11 protein-coding genes are annotated in these 16,488 nt (G+C 48.1%); 5 read left to right on the top strand and 6 right to left on the bottom strand.

The window, feature by feature from the left end; genetic code table 11:
* Positions 1-8: 8 nt before the first annotated feature.
* Positions 9-2,228 (bottom strand): putative Ig domain-containing protein, encoded by a 2,220-nt coding sequence (locus HMPREF0663_RS05560; RefSeq protein WP_016665470.1) that lies wholly within the window; start codon positions 2,226-2,228, stop codon positions 9-11.
* 77 nt (positions 2,229-2,305) lie between these two features.
* Positions 2,306-2,686: a fluoride efflux transporter CrcB gene (gene crcB, locus HMPREF0663_RS12195; RefSeq protein ID WP_231375171.1), complete on the bottom strand. Its 381-nt coding sequence runs from the start codon at positions 2,684-2,686 to the stop codon at positions 2,306-2,308.
* A gap of 219 nt (positions 2,687-2,905) precedes the next feature.
* Between crcB and HMPREF0663_RS05550 the strand changes: the two genes are divergently transcribed.
* A complete protein-coding gene (locus HMPREF0663_RS05550; protein WP_004369308.1) occupies positions 2,906-4,357 on the top strand; it encodes a sialate O-acetylesterase in 1,452 nt (483 codons plus the stop codon).
* A 109-nt stretch (positions 4,358-4,466) separates the two neighbouring features.
* Here HMPREF0663_RS05550 and HMPREF0663_RS05545 read toward each other — a convergent pair whose 3' ends face one another.
* Positions 4,467-5,717: a family 43 glycosylhydrolase gene (locus HMPREF0663_RS05545; RefSeq protein ID WP_004369307.1), complete on the bottom strand. Its 1,251-nt coding sequence runs from the start codon at positions 5,715-5,717 to the stop codon at positions 4,467-4,469.
* Between the two features lie 220 nt (positions 5,718-5,937).
* On the opposite strand from HMPREF0663_RS05545, the gene HMPREF0663_RS05540 reads away from it, so the two are divergent.
* The 3 genes from HMPREF0663_RS05540 to HMPREF0663_RS05530 all read left to right on the top strand — a co-directional run bounded on the left by HMPREF0663_RS05540 (position 5,938) and on the right by HMPREF0663_RS05530 (position 9,209).
* On the top strand, positions 5,938-6,957 hold the full coding sequence (locus HMPREF0663_RS05540) for a hypothetical protein (protein ID WP_004369306.1): 1,020 nt from the start codon (positions 5,938-5,940) through the stop codon (positions 6,955-6,957).
* The gene (locus HMPREF0663_RS05535) at positions 6,954-8,186 is read left to right on the top strand and encodes a GH25 family lysozyme (RefSeq protein WP_004369305.1); all 1,233 of its coding nucleotides are present in this window, start codon (positions 6,954-6,956) and stop codon (positions 8,184-8,186) included. The genes HMPREF0663_RS05540 and HMPREF0663_RS05535 overlap by 4 nt, the downstream gene beginning before the upstream one ends.
* Before the next feature lie 120 nt (positions 8,187-8,306).
* Positions 8,307-9,209 carry a tetratricopeptide repeat protein gene (locus tag HMPREF0663_RS05530; RefSeq protein ID WP_004369303.1) on the top strand — a complete coding sequence of 301 codons (903 nt, stop codon included), beginning with the start codon at positions 8,307-8,309 and terminating at the stop codon, positions 9,207-9,209.
* A 312-nt stretch (positions 9,210-9,521) separates the two neighbouring features.
* Here HMPREF0663_RS05530 and HMPREF0663_RS05525 read toward each other — a convergent pair whose 3' ends face one another.
* Both HMPREF0663_RS05525 and HMPREF0663_RS05520 read right to left on the bottom strand, forming a co-directional pair.
* Positions 9,522-10,217, bottom strand: coding sequence for a response regulator transcription factor (locus tag HMPREF0663_RS05525; protein ID WP_004369302.1), 696 nt, complete (start codon positions 10,215-10,217; stop codon positions 9,522-9,524).
* Positions 10,210-11,739, bottom strand: a complete 1,530-nt coding sequence (locus HMPREF0663_RS05520) for a sensor histidine kinase (RefSeq protein WP_004369301.1) — start codon at positions 11,737-11,739, stop codon at positions 10,210-10,212. Before HMPREF0663_RS05520 ends, HMPREF0663_RS05525 begins: the two co-directional genes overlap by 8 nt.
* A gap of 138 nt (positions 11,740-11,877) precedes the next feature.
* Here HMPREF0663_RS05520 and HMPREF0663_RS05515 point away from each other — a divergent pair, with 138 nt between their 5' ends.
* Entirely contained in the window at positions 11,878-13,950 is a 2,073-nt protein-coding gene (locus HMPREF0663_RS05515; RefSeq protein WP_004369300.1) for an outer membrane beta-barrel family protein, read from the top strand.
* Positions 13,951-14,190: 240 nt separating this feature from the next.
* On the opposite strand, the gene HMPREF0663_RS05510 is transcribed toward HMPREF0663_RS05515, so the two are convergent.
* Positions 14,191-16,449 carry a GH92 family glycosyl hydrolase gene (locus HMPREF0663_RS05510; protein ID WP_004369299.1) on the bottom strand — a complete coding sequence of 753 codons (2,259 nt, stop codon included), beginning with the start codon at positions 16,447-16,449 and terminating at the stop codon, positions 14,191-14,193.
* Positions 16,450-16,488: the final 39 nt, after the last annotated feature.

Raw genomic sequence — 16,488 nt, 5'->3', positions numbered from 1 at the left:
TACGAGTATCAATACGTTACCTTAATATATTTCACCCCATGTGTAGGTATGAAGTAGGTTGTTTGTGCCGGATTCAGGTCTTTCTGCCGCCATAAATCTCTCACGGTTTTCAGTTGTTTTATGCCCATTTCATCGAAGTATTTCGCGAAATCCACTCTCCTGTCATCGGTTCCCACATTGAATATGCCTACTGCATGGCTGCCATCGTTTAAAGGTTTTGCCCATATTTGAATGTCGCCATCTACGACTACGCGCCTTGCCTGCTTGCCCAAAACGTCTTGGTTTATGGCATTAACCTCGTTATTGCAAAGAAGATTTAGCGTAAAATCGTCTATCTGACTGATGTCGCAGCCTATTAACATGTTGGCAGACAGTAGAGTCCACAGGCTTATGTGTGTGTACTGTTCGTCGGGAGTAAGGCGTGTATCGCGCAAATTCGCACTCCATCCCACCTTTCCAACTATCAACATATCGGGATCGTTCCAATGTCCGGGGCCGGCATATGGATAAAGTTCCGCCTGTTGTACGAACCCAATGTCGTACAACGACTCCCATGTATCGGTGATATCTCCCGTGGTTCGCCACGAATTAGCATCCACTGCGTGGCCCCATTCCCATACTTTAGCCATGCCATATTGGCAAAGACTGTAGAATATATCGCGAGGCATGAGGCGTAGATAGCGCTCCATCTTCAGGTAGGGGCGCACATAAGCAGCCGTGCTATGATCCTTTTCCGCATCGAACACGCGGGAATAGCCGCACCAGTCGTACTTCAGATAATCCACACCCCAACTGTTATACGTTCGTGCATCGAGTTCTTCGTGGTCTAAAGAGCCCAAATAGCCGCCGCAGGTACGGTCTCCGGGAGAAGAATATATACCGAACTTCAGCCCGTTACCATGCAACCATCTGCCCAATCCGGCCATATCGGGGAATTTCTCGTTCACTGCAATGGTGCCATCCGTATTGCGTTGCGGCGCTTCCCATGCATCATCCACATTGATATAGGCATATCCGTAATCGGTAAGTCCCTTGTCTATCATCGCTTGAGCGGAAGACATCACCTTTTCCTGCGACACACTAAGGCCCCAGCAGTTCCAACTATTCCACCCCATCGGTGGAGTCAACGCTATTTTGTCGCCCACACAAATGGTGAATTTGCGCTCGTCGGCACCTTTACTGTTCTCGGCCACGAGCGTCATTTCGTACTCCCCACCGGCTTTCAACGTACCGCTGATAATGCCATGCTCGGCATCGAGCGCAAGTCCTTCGGGCAGATTGCGCACCGAGAATACCATAGGACGCTCGCCGGATGCAGGAATACGGTAGATTACAGGCGACTCCGGTCGTACTCCGAAGCGCTCTGCACTGTTTATACGCGGTGCAGCCGGCGCTTTCGGAGTAAGGATATATTTCGGCGTATAACTGCGTACAGCCTCCTTACCCGTAGCGTCATCACGATACACAGCTTTCATACGCAGCAAACGGTCAGTATCATAAGCCATGGCATACGTCTTATTCGTATTTCCTTTCAAGGCTACCTTATGAGTAACTGTAGCCAAGATAGCACCGCTTTCCGGATCGAACAGCGTTAATGTAAGCACTCCCTTTTGCTGCTGTTTGAAAGCATTGTCCAAACGGCACTGGCACATCATGCCTCTTTTAGCCTTGAACTCAGAGAAATTTATGCCCATTCCATCGAGCAAATCCGGTACTTTTAATATTATCGGACCGCCATACATGCCGCCTTGTCCGCCGCCATTGTACACTCTTACGGCCAACACGTTTTCCTTACCCCAATGTACGAACGGACTTTGTGCGCCTACCTCATAACGGCGTTCCTCTTCCCAAGCGCCCACATATCCGCCCGTTTGCTCCGGCATACGGCCGGTAGAACCTATGAAATGCCCGTTCAGATAAGTCTCGTCCGCATCGTCTATCTTGCCGAGATATAACTGCAACACCTTTTTAAGCGTCGACTTTTCGAGCATGGCCGACGGCAAAACAAACTTTATTCGGTACCAACTGTAGCTGTCGGGCTTACCGATAACATTCCTGTTTGCCGAACCTTGTACATCCACCTCGTTCCAATTACTGTCGTTGAAATCGGCTTTTTTCCATTCAGGGTTATCGCCTTCGTGGATTTTCAGTCGGCTGAACGATAACTGTTGTGCCCATGTACCGACCGAAGCCATGAGCAATAATGCAATAAATAATGTTTTTTTCATGATGTAAATAATATATTTAGATTTCATATACAAAGCCTTTTCATCGGCAATACCGCTACCATAAAGGCGTAAGAGTATCAGAATGCTTTCGCTGCACATGCCCCTGCGAACACGGCAATCATCCCTAAAGCTACGCTGCCACCCATGTATAGGGCTCCCAAAAGTATGTTATCGGCACGGAGTAAATACAAACTTTCGTTGCAAAAGGTAGAAAACGTGGTAAATCCACCGCACAAGCCAACGGTCAGAAACAGTCTTACGCTGACGCTCATCGCCATGCCTTTATCGGCAATACCGTAGATAATACCTATCAACAGGCATCCCACAAGGTTCACAATCATGGTGCCTACGGGAAATATCGTGGCTGCATGTTCTTGCAAGAACCGCGATACAACGAAGCGCAACACCGAGCCTAAGGCTCCTCCAAGTGCCACATAAAGTATGCTTTTGGCCATCATCACGTTGCAAAGATAGTAAAAAAACCGAAACAATGTATATTTCTGCCTCGGATAGATGATACATATATGTCCGACAGACACACCGTCTATGCACCTTATGAGATATATCTGTATTGCATAAAAGTGCCATTTATCCGAAACATTTGCTACGAATATCGAAAAAACGCCGTATCTTTGTAACCGTAAATCGCCATTTAAAACATTATAAAACATAAACGCATGAGAAACAAAATCGCATTTCTATTACTTGTCTGCGTGCTGTCTGTGCGGGCACAAGTAAGGTTACAACCGCTGTTCACCGACAACATGGTGCTGCAACAGCAGGCATCGGTGCCCGTTTGGGGCGAAACAAAGCCGGGAAAAACCGTTAAAGTAACTCCCTCGTGGAACCGTAAAACCTACGTTACCAAGGCCGACAAGCAGGGCAAATGGCAAGTAACGATAGAAACACCCGCGGCAGGCGGCCCCTACGACATACGCATTACAGACGGAAAGCCCATAGACCTGAAAAACGTATTGGTAGGCGAAGTGTGGCTTTGTTCGGGGCAATCGAACATGGAGATGCCCATTGAAGGATGGGGAAAGGTTATGAATTACAAAGACGAAGAGCAGGAAGCGCAGCAACATCCCAATATCCGGCTGCTGCAACTCGATAAAGTTACCGCCGCTAAGCCCGCCGAACACTTCTCCGCAGTGGCCTGCGGATGGCAGGTATGCAGTGCGAACAGCATTAAAGAATTTTCGTCTACGGCTTATTTCTTTGGCAGAGAACTCGAGAAATACTGCCATGTACCCATCGGACTTATACAGAGTTGCTGGGGCGGAACGCCTATCGAAGCATGGACAAGCGGCAAAGCGCTTGCCACACACCCCGACTATAAGGAGCGAATGGCCGACATTTTCGCCCATTCCACCGAGGCTCCGGCAGCAACGCCCGTTAAAGGTAATGAACCTACGGCGCTCTTCAACGCCATGATCAACCCGCTTGTACCTTTTACGATTAAAGGAGTTATTTGGTATCAAGGGGAATATAATGCCGGTAGGGCTTATCAATACCGATCGTTGCTGCCGCTGATGATTAACGATTGGCGCACGAGATGGGGCTATAGTTTCCCGTTCTACATTGCACAACTGGCCAATTATATGGATACGAAAGCCGAGCCTGCGCCCTCCGAATGGGCCGAATTGCGCGAGGCTCAGCTGCGTGCATTGAACATGGAGAATACGGGGATCGCCGTTCTTATCGATGTAGGCGATGCGAAAGACATACATCCGAAGAACAAACAAGAGGCTGGCAGGCGTCTTGCATTGCCGGCAAGGGCGCTTACATATGGCGAACAAATTACTTATTCGGGCCCCATATACCGCTCATATCGCATAGAGGGAAACAAAATTCGTATTTTCTTCGACCATGCAGACGGCGGTCTGAAAGCAGCAGACGGTGCGCCCAAAGGTTTCAGCATAGCCGGTATAGACCGCGTGTTCCACTGGGCAACAGCCGTAATCGACGGCAATAACGTAGTCGTAACATGTCCCGAGGTATCATTTCCCGTGGCTGTACGCTACGCATGGGCCGATAATCCCGTTTGTAACCTACAGAACAAAGCAGGATTGCCGGCATCTCCGTTCCGCACAGACGATTGGCCCGGCATTACTTACAACCGCAAATAAATGCGGCGAGAGCTTCGGTCGGCACCACTAGAACGAACATAAAACAAGAATGCCTTTCAGACCTGCAATCCGTCTGAAAGGCATTTGTATTCAAAAGGCGTCGGCCCTATCAATATTTAATGATCTTGGCAGTACTTTTGCCTGTGTGGTTTTTCACTGTTACCACATACATTCCTTCGGGCACATCATAGCAGTCAACAACGATACGGCCCTTGCCTTTTCCCGTTTTCACTATCTCCCCGCTAAGACCGGTGATACTCCAAACGAAGCCTTTTGTACCGTTTTCGCCGATCGTAAAGTCGTTCTTCACCATTCGCGGCGAGATTGTAATGCCCCCGTTCAGTACACTTTCGCCTTCTATCTCATCGATAGCAGTAGTCGAAAATACCGGTTTGTCTTCCTCGGCCGAAGGCTGATTGTCCTTTATATATGGCCATCCGTCGTCTCCCCAGTACACTTTATCGAGGAAAACCTGCCTGCCCAGCCCCGGATTTTCCTTGGTATAACCGTGGTATAAAACCCAATACTGGCCATTGTCATCCTGTATAAACTCGGAATTATGCCCGGGTCCCGCCACTACATCATTGCCATTCAGGAACCAACTGTAGTTATAACCGTTCAAAATGTTATCGCCATCTTTATCCAGATAGGGCCCGAAAAGGTTCTTCGAGCGCGTCATAACCACCTTATAAGTACTTTCTGCGCCATTACAACACGTGCCGCGAGAGCCGAAGAGATAATAATAATCGCCGTGTTTGATAATGTATGTCGCCTCTATAGACCATCCCGCGATCTGTTTCTTTACCGCTCCGTCTTTTACAGAGAGGCCGTCTTCGGAGAGTTCAATGCCGTAAATGCCGCGGAAACTCCCCCAGAAAAGATACTTATGTCCGCCATCTTCTATATAAAAAGGATCGATACTGTTCAGCACTCCTATATCTTTACTGATGAAAAGTTTACCATGATCCGTAAACGGGCCTTCGGGCTTGTCGGCATAGGCCACACCTATACCGCAGGTTTCAAGCCCTCCCCAGACAGACATAGAGTAATACATTACGTATTTCCCATTAATGTAATTGATGTCGGGTGCCCATATACCGCCACCGGGAACCATAGATGGGCGCGTTGCATCGGTAAATGCCGTGCCTACATATAACCAACGAACCAAGTTCCTCGACTTGAAAATCGGCGTATTGTGTATATCTTCTGTGCCATAAAGATAGAAATAACCGTCTTGGCCCCTTATAACAGTAGGATCAGGAACACTTCTTTTAATCACCGGATTGCTGTACTTCGTCGTTGCAGCATACGTTGTACCACAGACAAGCAGGGCAAATAACAACACTTTAATTCTATTCATGCAATAATATTGTTTAGTTTAATAATCTACAGTTTAGTAAAATAGCAACGGTATTAAGTATTGACAAAGGTACTTATTATATATAAAAGCATCGCTTTCCTAACCGTAAAAAGATGTTAAAACGGCATTAAATCTACGTTTCACCCACCGAAAAATAATGATAGCCTAAATAAACGGAAGCCTTGGCAATCAATAAAAATTATCGTAACTTTGCGTTGTGATGAAACGATTGTTATCTTGTATTCGTACAAGAAAGAGTCTGTGGCTGTTCATAATCGTACTTGCAATTGCCGCAGCCTTACTGGGTGCATGGAGAAGTTGGCGCTTTTCGGGCCGGCAGATGGTGCGGTCGACAGTAATTGTCGAACGGTCTTCGTGGTACGAAATTGCTATCAACGGCCGCCCTATGCTCTATTTCAGCGACGAAAAGAGCGATTCCGTACTCGGCAGGCTATCGGTTCATCGCGATTCTTCGGTTACTCTATGGCGATCAACAGGTTTCTGGATAGACCGTTGGTGGCTCTTTCCGTCGTGCAAGGGAAGAGTCATAACAGCATTCGCCGGTGCAGAGAAAAAGGTGACAACCGATATCCATCAGCAATTGAACCATGAAAAAACAAGGCTGAAACGACTTCTAAAAGGCTTACGCCTGCAGGATGCCGAACTCAGATACTTCCTGCGTGCCCACGGAGTACAGGATGAAGGCTACGCAATGGTAGCGAATTTCGAAGTCGGGATTGCCTCCAAGCTGCGCGAAACCCGTCGTCTTGCGACTTTGATCGATAGCATCGATACCGCCAAGTGTACCCTCTCGTTGCACCACAAACGCCTTTTCAAGGTCTTCTACCGTAATGACAATGGTCGTATTCAGCAACAAATGTGCAAAGAAAAGAGTATATCTGCCGATGGAAAACTATATCTTTTGCAAACACAGAACAAAGAAACACCCGCGGGAGCGAGTCCTCTCAGATGGCTTCCATGGCATGCCAACGACGACGGGAAGGTACTTGTAACAGGCTTCGGCGGCCTTCAAGAGCCGTTATTTACCACCTATTCTACTCGTGCAACCATTGTTCCGGCCGATAAGACGGGCAATGCATGCGACATATCCCCCGTACTTGCCGGCGACGGATCGCCTGTTTTCACCGCACACGGATGGTTCATGGGCTGTCTGCTCGGCGGAAATGTCGTTGACAGAACTGTCCTTTCCGATCTTTTCAACAACGAAAAACAACCATGAAAAGAACGTTTTACGCCCTTCGCCTACTGCCTGTAGCGCTGTTCTTCTGTGCCTGCAACGAAATAGAACATCCCCAACAGGCCATCGTTAAGACCGGCGCATACTGCTATCAGGGCGGGTATTCCAACGGTAAATACAACGGCTACGGCCGATTGAAGTACAAAGACAGCGTGATATACGAGGGAGAATGGAAAGACGGATTGCGATACGGGCACGGTATATGTACCGACCGTGAAGGACATCGCATCGTGGGAACATGGCAAACCGATACGCTTATCGGCGGTATAAGGACAGACAGCGCAGGTATCTACCGCGGAGATCTCGACCGGAACTGCACGGCATCGGGCACAGGAACCTACACCGCATTCGATGGGGAGTACTACGAAGGGCATTGGAAAGACAACATGCGCACGGGTTTCGGCTTCGCCATCGCCCCCGGAGCCTATCTGCGTTTGGGCGAGTGGTACCATAATATATATAAAGGTGAACGGTTGGAGTACACTACAGAGCGCATCTATGGCATCGACATATCGCGTTTTCAGCACGAAAAAGGCCGTAAACGCTTCACAATCCGTTGGGATAATATCCGTATAACCCACTTAGGAACCATCAGTAACAAACGCGTAAATGGCACAGTCGACTATCCTGTCAGCTTTTGTTATATCAAATCGACCGAAGGTATTACCGTTAAAAACCGATATTACCATGCAGATTACGCCGCTGCACGGCACAAAAACATTCGTTGCGGGGCTTATCATTTCTTCTCAACCACATCGGATGCCGCTGCTCAAGCCCGTTTCTTCCTGAAAAATTCGCGGTTTCTTGCAGGCGATCTCCCACCGGTTTTAGACGTCGAACCGTCGCCCCGACAAATTCGAAAGATGGGTGGAACGGCGGTACTCTTTACTTCTGTGCGCACTTGGTTGCGTATCGTAAGGCGTCATACGGGCGTTCGTCCCGTTCTTTATATCAGTCAAAGTTTCGTAAACAAGCATCTTCCCGAAGCTCCCGATATCATCCGCGACTACAATATATGGATTGCACGCTACGGAGAATATAAGCCCAACGTGCATCTGGTATACTGGCAGCTGTGCCCCGACGGACGAGTGAGCGGCATACACGGCGAGGTCGATATCAGCGTATTCAACGGATATCACAGTCGTTTCAACGAGTTTCTGCAAACAGAGTGTATCGGTTCGGGAAACAGAACCACGGAAACAAAGAATTAAAAATAACGTTTTTACAAGAAAGAAAATTATTCCGTTCTTTTTATATTTCCGCTCTTCAAATGCTCCATGTATGGAAATATTATATTATCTTCGCCTTGTATAACCAACAAACATCCGTATATGAAACGATTATTTCTTGCAATAACATTCATTGCCTTAGCAACCGGCACGCTCAATGCGCAGCAGGAATGGTTCGACAAGTACAAGAAACTGTTGAACGACGGCGATACTATCGCGCTGAAAGACTGCATCTGCCGGTGGGAGAAGGCCGAACCGAATTCGCCGGACGTTATTGCCGCGTGGTACAACTATTACGTGAAACGCGCAATGGAGGAAGTTCTGAGTCTGTCGACCGTTAAACCTGCCGACGGAGAACAGTATCTGGAACTGCAGAACGATACCACGAAAGAGACGGCAGGTTACCTGTACGGGCAAACCGAATATAACGACAAACTCATGCAGGCAGCCTATGCAAAGATAGATGAAGGCATAAGGAAATACCCCGACCGCATAGACTTGCCTTTCGGAAAGGTACACATGTTGCTGAAACAAGGATTGTATGACGACGCTCTAAGTCAACTTAGCAAGGTTATAGAACGTTCGAAAACGAACCGTAACCAATGGTTATGGACGCTGAACAAACCCTTTGCCGACGGTAAAGAATTCCTTATAGACACGATGCAAGACTATTTTAACCAATTACTCGATATAAACGACAACAAACCGGCATACGAATTGAACGAAATGGTGTTGGCTGCATACCCCGAAGACATCCGTCTCAGGTCGAACAAAGCCTCTCTTTTAGCCATGAAGGGCAATTATGCGGAGGCGTTACCCCTGTTTGCTTCCATCCATAAAGACGCTCCCGAAGACGATATCGTTGCCTTTAATCTGGCGATATGCTACGAAAAGACGGGCGATAAGAAGAATGCTATCGCGAATTACCAACCGCTTGCAAACAGTAAAAACGCAGATATTGCCACCGCTGCACGGCAGGCTTTGCGCAGCTTGAAAGGCAAATAAAGAGCGCAATGTTTATCTCGTTCTACGGTTATAAAACCTCCCTTATTTTGCGAGGTATATCATACGGCAAAGACAGATATGCCATCTAACGCGCTTAGATGGCATATCTAAACACCTTACATCGCCCATCCGGCTGCCTTAGATAAGCACTCTCAGAAATTTATTTGCAATATGTTTATTACCAAAGAACTATAGCTGTAAAATCAAAAGGCTACTTCTGTTCTTTTTATCCTCCCTCTACAAGGATAAGTTAGAAGGGGTATATCTGTTCTGTTTTCTCTTATTATTTTCCCTACTCCCTGCCTTAACGGGTCATGATTGGATGAGTTTATAGCCGAAACCGCGCACATTAACGATACGAAGACTATTGTCTTTGGCCAGTTTATGGCGCAGCTTGGTGATGAATACCTGCAGACTGCGGGTGTTGAAAAAACTGTCATCACCCCACAGATCGAGCAATATGTTGCGTGTAAGTACCACCTCGTTGCACTTTTCGATAAGCCTACGCAGGATTTCCGCCTCGCGATGCGATAATTCCTCTACCGTATCTTCATATTGCAGACACTGCGAAACAGGGTTGAATGCATATTTTCCGATCTCCACCCACCCGCTCTTATGCCGTTGCATACCATCGCTAACGGCGGCTTTTCCCAATAAAGCCCTGATACGCACTATAAGTTCCTGCATTCCGAAGGGCTTCTTCAGGTAATCGTTGGCCCCTAATTCGAAACCATGCACTACATCATTGACCGCCGAACGGGCTGTAAGGAAGAGCACCGGCGTATGTTTATCGGTACGACGCAGGCGGTGTACCATTTCGAAACCGTCCATACGCGGCATCATTACATCGGCCACAACCACGTCGGGATGCACTTCTGCGAGCAGCCGAAGCCCCTCTTGTCCGTCGCAGGCCACGGCAATATCGAAGTCTTGTGCATCGAGCGTGTCTCTTATGATCATCGCCAACGTCTGCTCATCCTCTACTAAAAGTACGCTGATCCTATCCATTGAAATGTAAATTAAATACGGTTCCCTGCCCTACCTTACTCTCCACGTCGACATATCCGCCGAACTTATCCATCATGCTTTTTACATAATACAGTCCGAGACCGTAGCCCTTCACGTTATGCAGGTTACCATCGGGCACTCTATAGAACCTGTCGAAAACGTATTTCAGCTTATCCTGCGGTATGCCGATGCCATGATCGGCAACGGAAATCGTACTTTCCGTGCACCGTATCTCCACCGCAGCTTTGCCGTGTGAATACTTAACGGCGTTGTCGACCAGATTGCTTATCACATGAAAAAGATGCTGCCGGTCGGCACGTACCGTCATATCGGGAGGCTCCACGACAACGGTTATCTCCGTTTCTCGCTCTGCCTTCAACTGCTGTTGGCGCACTACGGCATCGACAATCGGCTTTACAGGCACGTCAGTCATATCGAGTTTCATCGTTCTACGGCGCTCCATACTCATCGAGAGTATCTGTTCAACCAAATTGGTTAGCCGTTCTAACTGTTCTTTACACACCTTCAGATATTCTTGCATACGGCGAGGATCGGCCGCAGCCCCGAAATTCAGCAGGGCATCATTGGCTGCATAAGCCACGGAGATAGGCGTTTTGAGCTCGTGTGTCATATTGTTCGTGAAGTCTGTCTTCATCTCATCGAGCGTACGTTGGCGCAGAATGGTACGCATAAGATAGTAGAACGAGAAGCCGAGAATAAGCATAATGAAAAGCGAAGTGGCAAGAATACCCGCCATCTGCCGGAGCACTACCCGCTGTATTGGGGGCAGTTGCAACAGATATGTGCGATGACTGTTCAGGTCGGTTGCATAGCGATAGGTCTCCATTTTACCTTTAATACCCGCTCCGATGACCGCTACAGTGTCGGTATAAGTATAAGACGAGTCGGGCGTACTGCCGCTTTCGAGATACAACAACCTGTGGGCAGCGGTTATACCCAAATCATTCAGGTGCTTTGTAAGCAGACTGTCGAGGTACTTTGCATCGGGATCGCTCATCACATCCAAGCCCGAATGCAGCCCCCGTTGTAGGTAGTTGAGCAGTTCCTCCATATTGTTACGGTCTTTAAGCATGGTGGAGAAGTCTTGATTAACGTTCAGTGCAGACACTTGGGAGTCGGGGCTGTTCACAGTAGCGTGCTCGTTCTCATCGTCTATAACAATCACCTTGCTGCCTTTTTCCGACATTTTCTTCACTATCTTCATATACTCTTTCGGCTTCTGGCCCGTAATATAAGTAGTCCCCAATACCATGCTGCTGTCGACGGAACTGCCGGCCGAGAACTCTATAGTGCCGTGCTGTCGATTATTGTCGGCCCGAAGAGCCTTCACACGATGCATCATTTCCTCGTAATCACTCATACGAATAGCCTCGTTGATGCTGCGTTTCATGGAACTGTACATGGTATTGTATAGGTTTACAAGCCAGTAAGTCTGGTACAGAAAGATAGCCGTAAGCGATACAACCACCAAAACCGACATATATTTAAGAGGTATCTTCATGCTGCAAAGATAGGTTTTTCAAATGGAGAACGGATAAAACGATAAGACTAAATAACACTTCTGTTAAGACTTGGTAAGCGCTTTTGCTTGCACAAAAAGCCGTAAGAACTTATCTTTGCCCAATAAATACCGGAAACAATGAAAGCATTCGTCACAATTATCTGTATGTTGTTCGCATCGTTGAATGTCCGTGCGCAAAGCGATTCTGCACGGATCGACAGCATTATACATACGCTACCCGACGTGATGGTGAAGGGTGAACGCCCCATAGTCAGGGTAAACGGCGCCGCTCTGGTGTACGACTTGCAGCGCCTTATAGGCAGCAAACAAGTGGATAACGCCTACGATGCTCTGAAAGAACTGCCCGGTGTGAGCGAACAGAACGGCAGCATTACACTCTCGGGTATGCCGGTAAGCATCGTTATCGATGGCAAAGTGACTACTTTGACGGCCGAGCAACTGGCCGCACTGCTACGAAGCATACCCACAAGCCGTATTGCCAATGCCGAAGTGATGTACAATGCACCGGCGCGATACCAGCTGCGCGGGGCGGTTATCAATATCAACCTGCACCACGAGAAAGGCGAAACACCCCGCTTACAGGGAGAAACAAACCTTGCATGGAACCAAGAACACCACGCTCGTTTCGCCGAACGTTTGAGCTTAACCTACGCTTCGAAGCGGTTATCCATGGATTTCATGTACCGATACAACCACGGATCGGAGTACTACATCACCGAAGAAACGGCTCAACACTCGCAAACCGGCGGAAACGTTTATAACATACGTTCGCACGAAACAGCCCTTCATAGGAAACGAGGACACGACTACAGGCTCGGTATAGACTGCAATATCGGCGATAAACATAGCGTGAGTTTCGTTTACACGGGCAACTACGAGACGAATCATGCCCGACAGAAAGTAAACGGAGATATCACCTCCGACTTCAACATCGACTTTACGCACCGGTTGCACAACCTGCGTATGGACTACAAAACGCCGTTCGGCTTGAACGCAGGCACCGAATATACCTATTACAAGACACCCGAAACGCAACTGCTCCACAGCACGATGCCCACGGGAAGTCTCGACTATCGTGTGGAAAATGCACAGAAAATAAGCCGATGGAAGGCGTTTGTCGCACAAGAACACCAGCTGCATGGCGGATGGAACATCAACTATGGTGCCATATACACCGCAAGCAGCGACCATAGCACGCAATATTACACGAATACAGCAGCCACTCCGGGCACGACACCTGCCGATGAAACGGTGAAACAACGCGAAGATAACGTGAATATATACATAGGAACAAGCAAACAGTTCTCCCAGAAACTGTCGGCAGAGGTATCGCTTGCCGCCGAATATTACCACTCCTCGGCATGGCATCAATGGAACCTATACCCCACGTTCAACCTTTCTTACAAACCTACAGAGGGGCATTTGCTGCAGTTGAGCATGAGTAGCGACAAGCAATTCCCGCCTTATTGGACGATCAGCAACTTCATTACCTACGGTCATGGAGGCTATAACGAGGTGACAGGCAACCCGCTTTTGAAGCCTTCGGACGATTATCAGCTGCAATTGGTGTACGTTCTGAAGAGCAAATATCAGCTGGTTACGTGGTACAACTACCACAAAGACTACTTTGTACAGACGCCTTATCAGCGACAAGACCGACTCGCCATGCAATACAGATATCTGAACTTCGACTTCAACAGGCAGGCAGGAGTGCAGCTGTCGGCACCGTTTGCGCTCGGTTCGTGGTACAACACGCGCGTAAATCTTATCGGCGTGTGGATGCAACAGAAAGCCTCCGACTTCTACGACATACCTTTCAACCGCCACATTGCATTCTGCATGGCGCAAATGAACAATACATTCACGATTGCCAAACAGCCCGACCTAACGCTCACACTCGATGGGATGATACGTACAAAAGCCATACAAGCCACTTACGACCTGCCTGCTTCGGGCAATGTGGATGCCTCTCTGGTGTACAAATTTGCACGGAAACGCGCCATTGTTAAGTTATTCTGTAACGATTTGTTCGAAACTTCATCGATCGATCCCCGTATCAATTACGCCCATCAACATATGCAGATGGATTTCTCCTGTTACCGCACATTCGGCATATCGCTTACCTATCGCTTTGGCGGATACCGAGAGAAGAGGCGCGAAGAGGTGGATACATCGCGCTTCAAGCAATAATCCGGCAAAAACAGACAGGCTCTGTAACACCGATAGACAGGCTATATAAGCCGATTAGGCGGGTAGGCTATCGACGATAGACGAACGGTGTAAACGAGACAAAACGGCACATCTGTCTACGATAGAATGGTAAGAAAACAGAATAACAAATAAGTTCTATGTGGGGAAAGACATCTGCCTACCCACATAGAACTTATTTGTTATTCGTTGAATTTGTGCTAACAGTGTGTTGAGAGAAGCCTATTTCTCGGCATCGGCCGATGGAGGTGCGGCCGACTTATCGGCTCCCCACGCTTTATTGGGATGCCTGCCCATCTGCAAAACAAGTACTCCTCCGTTCTTTATATCGTCATGGCTGAACCACGGTTTATTCCATGTTTGTCCATTGAGCACAGCACTTTGAACGTATTTATTCTCGTCGGAGCAGTCGTTGGCTATAATTTCGAACACCTTACCATTGCCGAGCGTCACCTTTACATGCTTGAAAAGCGGGCTGCCGATATTATATGCAGGAAAGCCGGGGGTTACGGGATAGAAGCCTATCGACGAGAACACGACGAACGAGGTAAGCCCTCCACCGTCTTCATCTCCGGGTATTCCCATCACATCATTGCGGAACCATGTCTTCAAGAGCTGCCGAATACGCTTTTGAGTCTTCCAAGGTGCGCCGGCATAGTTGTATAAATAAGGAATGTGCAATGCCGGTTCGTTGGCCATAGTGAACTGCCCGATGTTACCCGTCTGGTCGGGCAGCTGGGTATAGAACTCGCGTTTACCGCGCCCCATCGGCTCTGCAAAGGTCTGATCGAGGTTCTTTAAGAACTGTTCTCTGCCGCCCATAAGGTTGATAAGGTCGGCAACATTGTGCTGTACATCCCATCGGTACGTCCATCCGTTGTTCTCATCGTAGGTGTCTCTTACCCCTACACCGCCGGAAAAGCGGTAATCGAACGGCTCTAAGAAGTTGCCCTCCTTGTCTTTGGGATGGAAGAAACCGGTCTTGGAATTAAATACATGGCGGTAATTACGGCCAAGTTGTGCATATAGATCGGCCTCTTTCTTCTTTCCCATGTACGATGCAATGCGCGAAAGGCACCATTCATCGTACGCAGTTCCTAAAGATACGGCGATCGGTTGGCGTTTCTCGAAGCCCGAAACATTAGGATCGGTCTCCTTCTCTCCCTCACGCAAAGCGGGTATATAGCCGTGTTTCTTGTAGAATTCGTCTATCCATCCGGCCTTATTACCCGACCACGGGGCGAGTGTTTTCTCTTCTATGCCCTTTCGGCAATATTCATAAGCCCGCTTGGCATCTACTTTAAGTCCCTTATAAAGGGCATCTGCCACCATTGCCACGCCGTGATTGGCGTTCATTCTGCGCGAGTCGCCGGTGATTTCAGGGAAAGTCGGCATCCATTTCGTACCCATCTGTTCGGCCATGCGCAGGTATGATTCAATGATATCTTCCTCTTTTTTCGGTTGAATTAATGCCCGCAAAGGATGCGCTGCACGGTAGGTATCCCAAATCCAGTCATCGGTATAGAACGGTATTCCACCATCCTCGTGCACTTTTCCATCGTAAGCACTGTAATAACGCCCGTCTTCACTCAGACATACAGGGCGTTCGAAAGTGCGGTAATATGAGGTATAAAGAACGGTTTTCTCGTCTTCTGTTCCGCCTTCCACGGTAATTTCCGAGAGCGTTTTATTCCATTCAGCACGGCCTTTTGCGGCAAGTGCATCTACATCGTAGCCGTTCTGTTCGCGGTAAAGGTTTTTCTTGGCCTGCTCGGTACTGATGAAAGACACGCCGTAACGCAGGTGTACACGCTCTGTCCCGTCGGTAAATCGCAGCACGGCGCACGAGTTATTGCCGCTGGCTGAAGTCTGCGACGTTTTCAGAGCACCGTTATCGAGAATACCGAAGGCAAGAGGAGTTTCCTCAGTTTCGGCATATATATAAACTTTCGTATTGCCATATATCTCCTGATAGCCGCTCACGATGTTCTTATCCACCTTGATAGCGCCCTTTTGTGAGTTGATTATCACATATACAGGCTTGCTCTTCTGGAAATAAAGCTCATAGGCAGCACTCTGATGTGCCACTGCAAAGCGGGCTCTCATCGTATTATCGTCCAATTCGATGTCGAAAGAATAAGGCGTAATGCGCTCATGATCGTAATTCATTGTTACCACCGGAACGAGCTTATTGCCCTGATAAGGACTGATACTGAACGCTGATCGCTCGCGATGGTTGGTAACAATCACAGGCAATCCGTTGACATATTCAGTGGTATAGTCGGCACGTGCAGGGTAAATACGCAACATACTGTTGGGAAGTTGCACGGTTGCAAACGTCGGAACCAGTAGGTGGCTGATGTTTCCGATGTAGGGATTCACATAGTCTACGGGCTCTTTTGTCTGGGCTTGTACCACGCTTGTTACGGACAACAGCGACAAGAACGCCGTCAAAATTAAACGTATCGGCTTCATACTCATTAAAGATTTTCTGTTTATTCTGATTTTTAAAAGGTTGTA

The organism is Hoylesella oralis ATCC 33269 (assembly GCF_000185145.2).
Taxonomy (GTDB): Bacteria; Bacteroidota; Bacteroidia; order Bacteroidales; family Bacteroidaceae; genus Prevotella; species Prevotella phocaeensis.
Note: the sequence above shows the minus strand (reverse complement) of the source record. Positions and strands in the feature narration are given on the sequence as shown.

Bases quoted from the DNA above. Each gene is read 5' to 3' on its own strand.
- HMPREF0663_RS05560 (WP_016665470.1), bottom strand. From the start codon at position 2,228: ATGAAAAAAACATTATTTATTGCATTATTGCTCATGGCTTCGGTCGGT.
- crcB (WP_231375171.1), bottom strand. From the start codon at position 2,686: ATGATGGCCAAAAGCATACTTTATGTGGCACTTGGAGGAGCCTTAGGC.
- HMPREF0663_RS05550 (WP_004369308.1), top strand. From the start codon at position 2,906: ATGAGAAACAAAATCGCATTTCTATTACTTGTCTGCGTGCTGTCTGTG.
- HMPREF0663_RS05545 (WP_004369307.1), bottom strand. From the start codon at position 5,717: ATGAATAGAATTAAAGTGTTGTTATTTGCCCTGCTTGTCTGTGGTACA.
- HMPREF0663_RS05540 (WP_004369306.1), top strand. From the start codon at position 5,938: ATGAAACGATTGTTATCTTGTATTCGTACAAGAAAGAGTCTGTGGCTG.
- HMPREF0663_RS05535 (WP_004369305.1), top strand. From the start codon at position 6,954: ATGAAAAGAACGTTTTACGCCCTTCGCCTACTGCCTGTAGCGCTGTTC.
- HMPREF0663_RS05530 (WP_004369303.1), top strand. From the start codon at position 8,307: ATGAAACGATTATTTCTTGCAATAACATTCATTGCCTTAGCAACCGGC.
- HMPREF0663_RS05525 (WP_004369302.1), bottom strand. From the start codon at position 10,217: ATGGATAGGATCAGCGTACTTTTAGTAGAGGATGAGCAGACGTTGGCG.
- HMPREF0663_RS05520 (WP_004369301.1), bottom strand. From the start codon at position 11,739: ATGAAGATACCTCTTAAATATATGTCGGTTTTGGTGGTTGTATCGCTT.
- HMPREF0663_RS05515 (WP_004369300.1), top strand. From the start codon at position 11,878: ATGAAAGCATTCGTCACAATTATCTGTATGTTGTTCGCATCGTTGAAT.
- HMPREF0663_RS05510 (WP_004369299.1), bottom strand. From the start codon at position 16,449: ATGAGTATGAAGCCGATACGTTTAATTTTGACGGCGTTCTTGTCGCTG.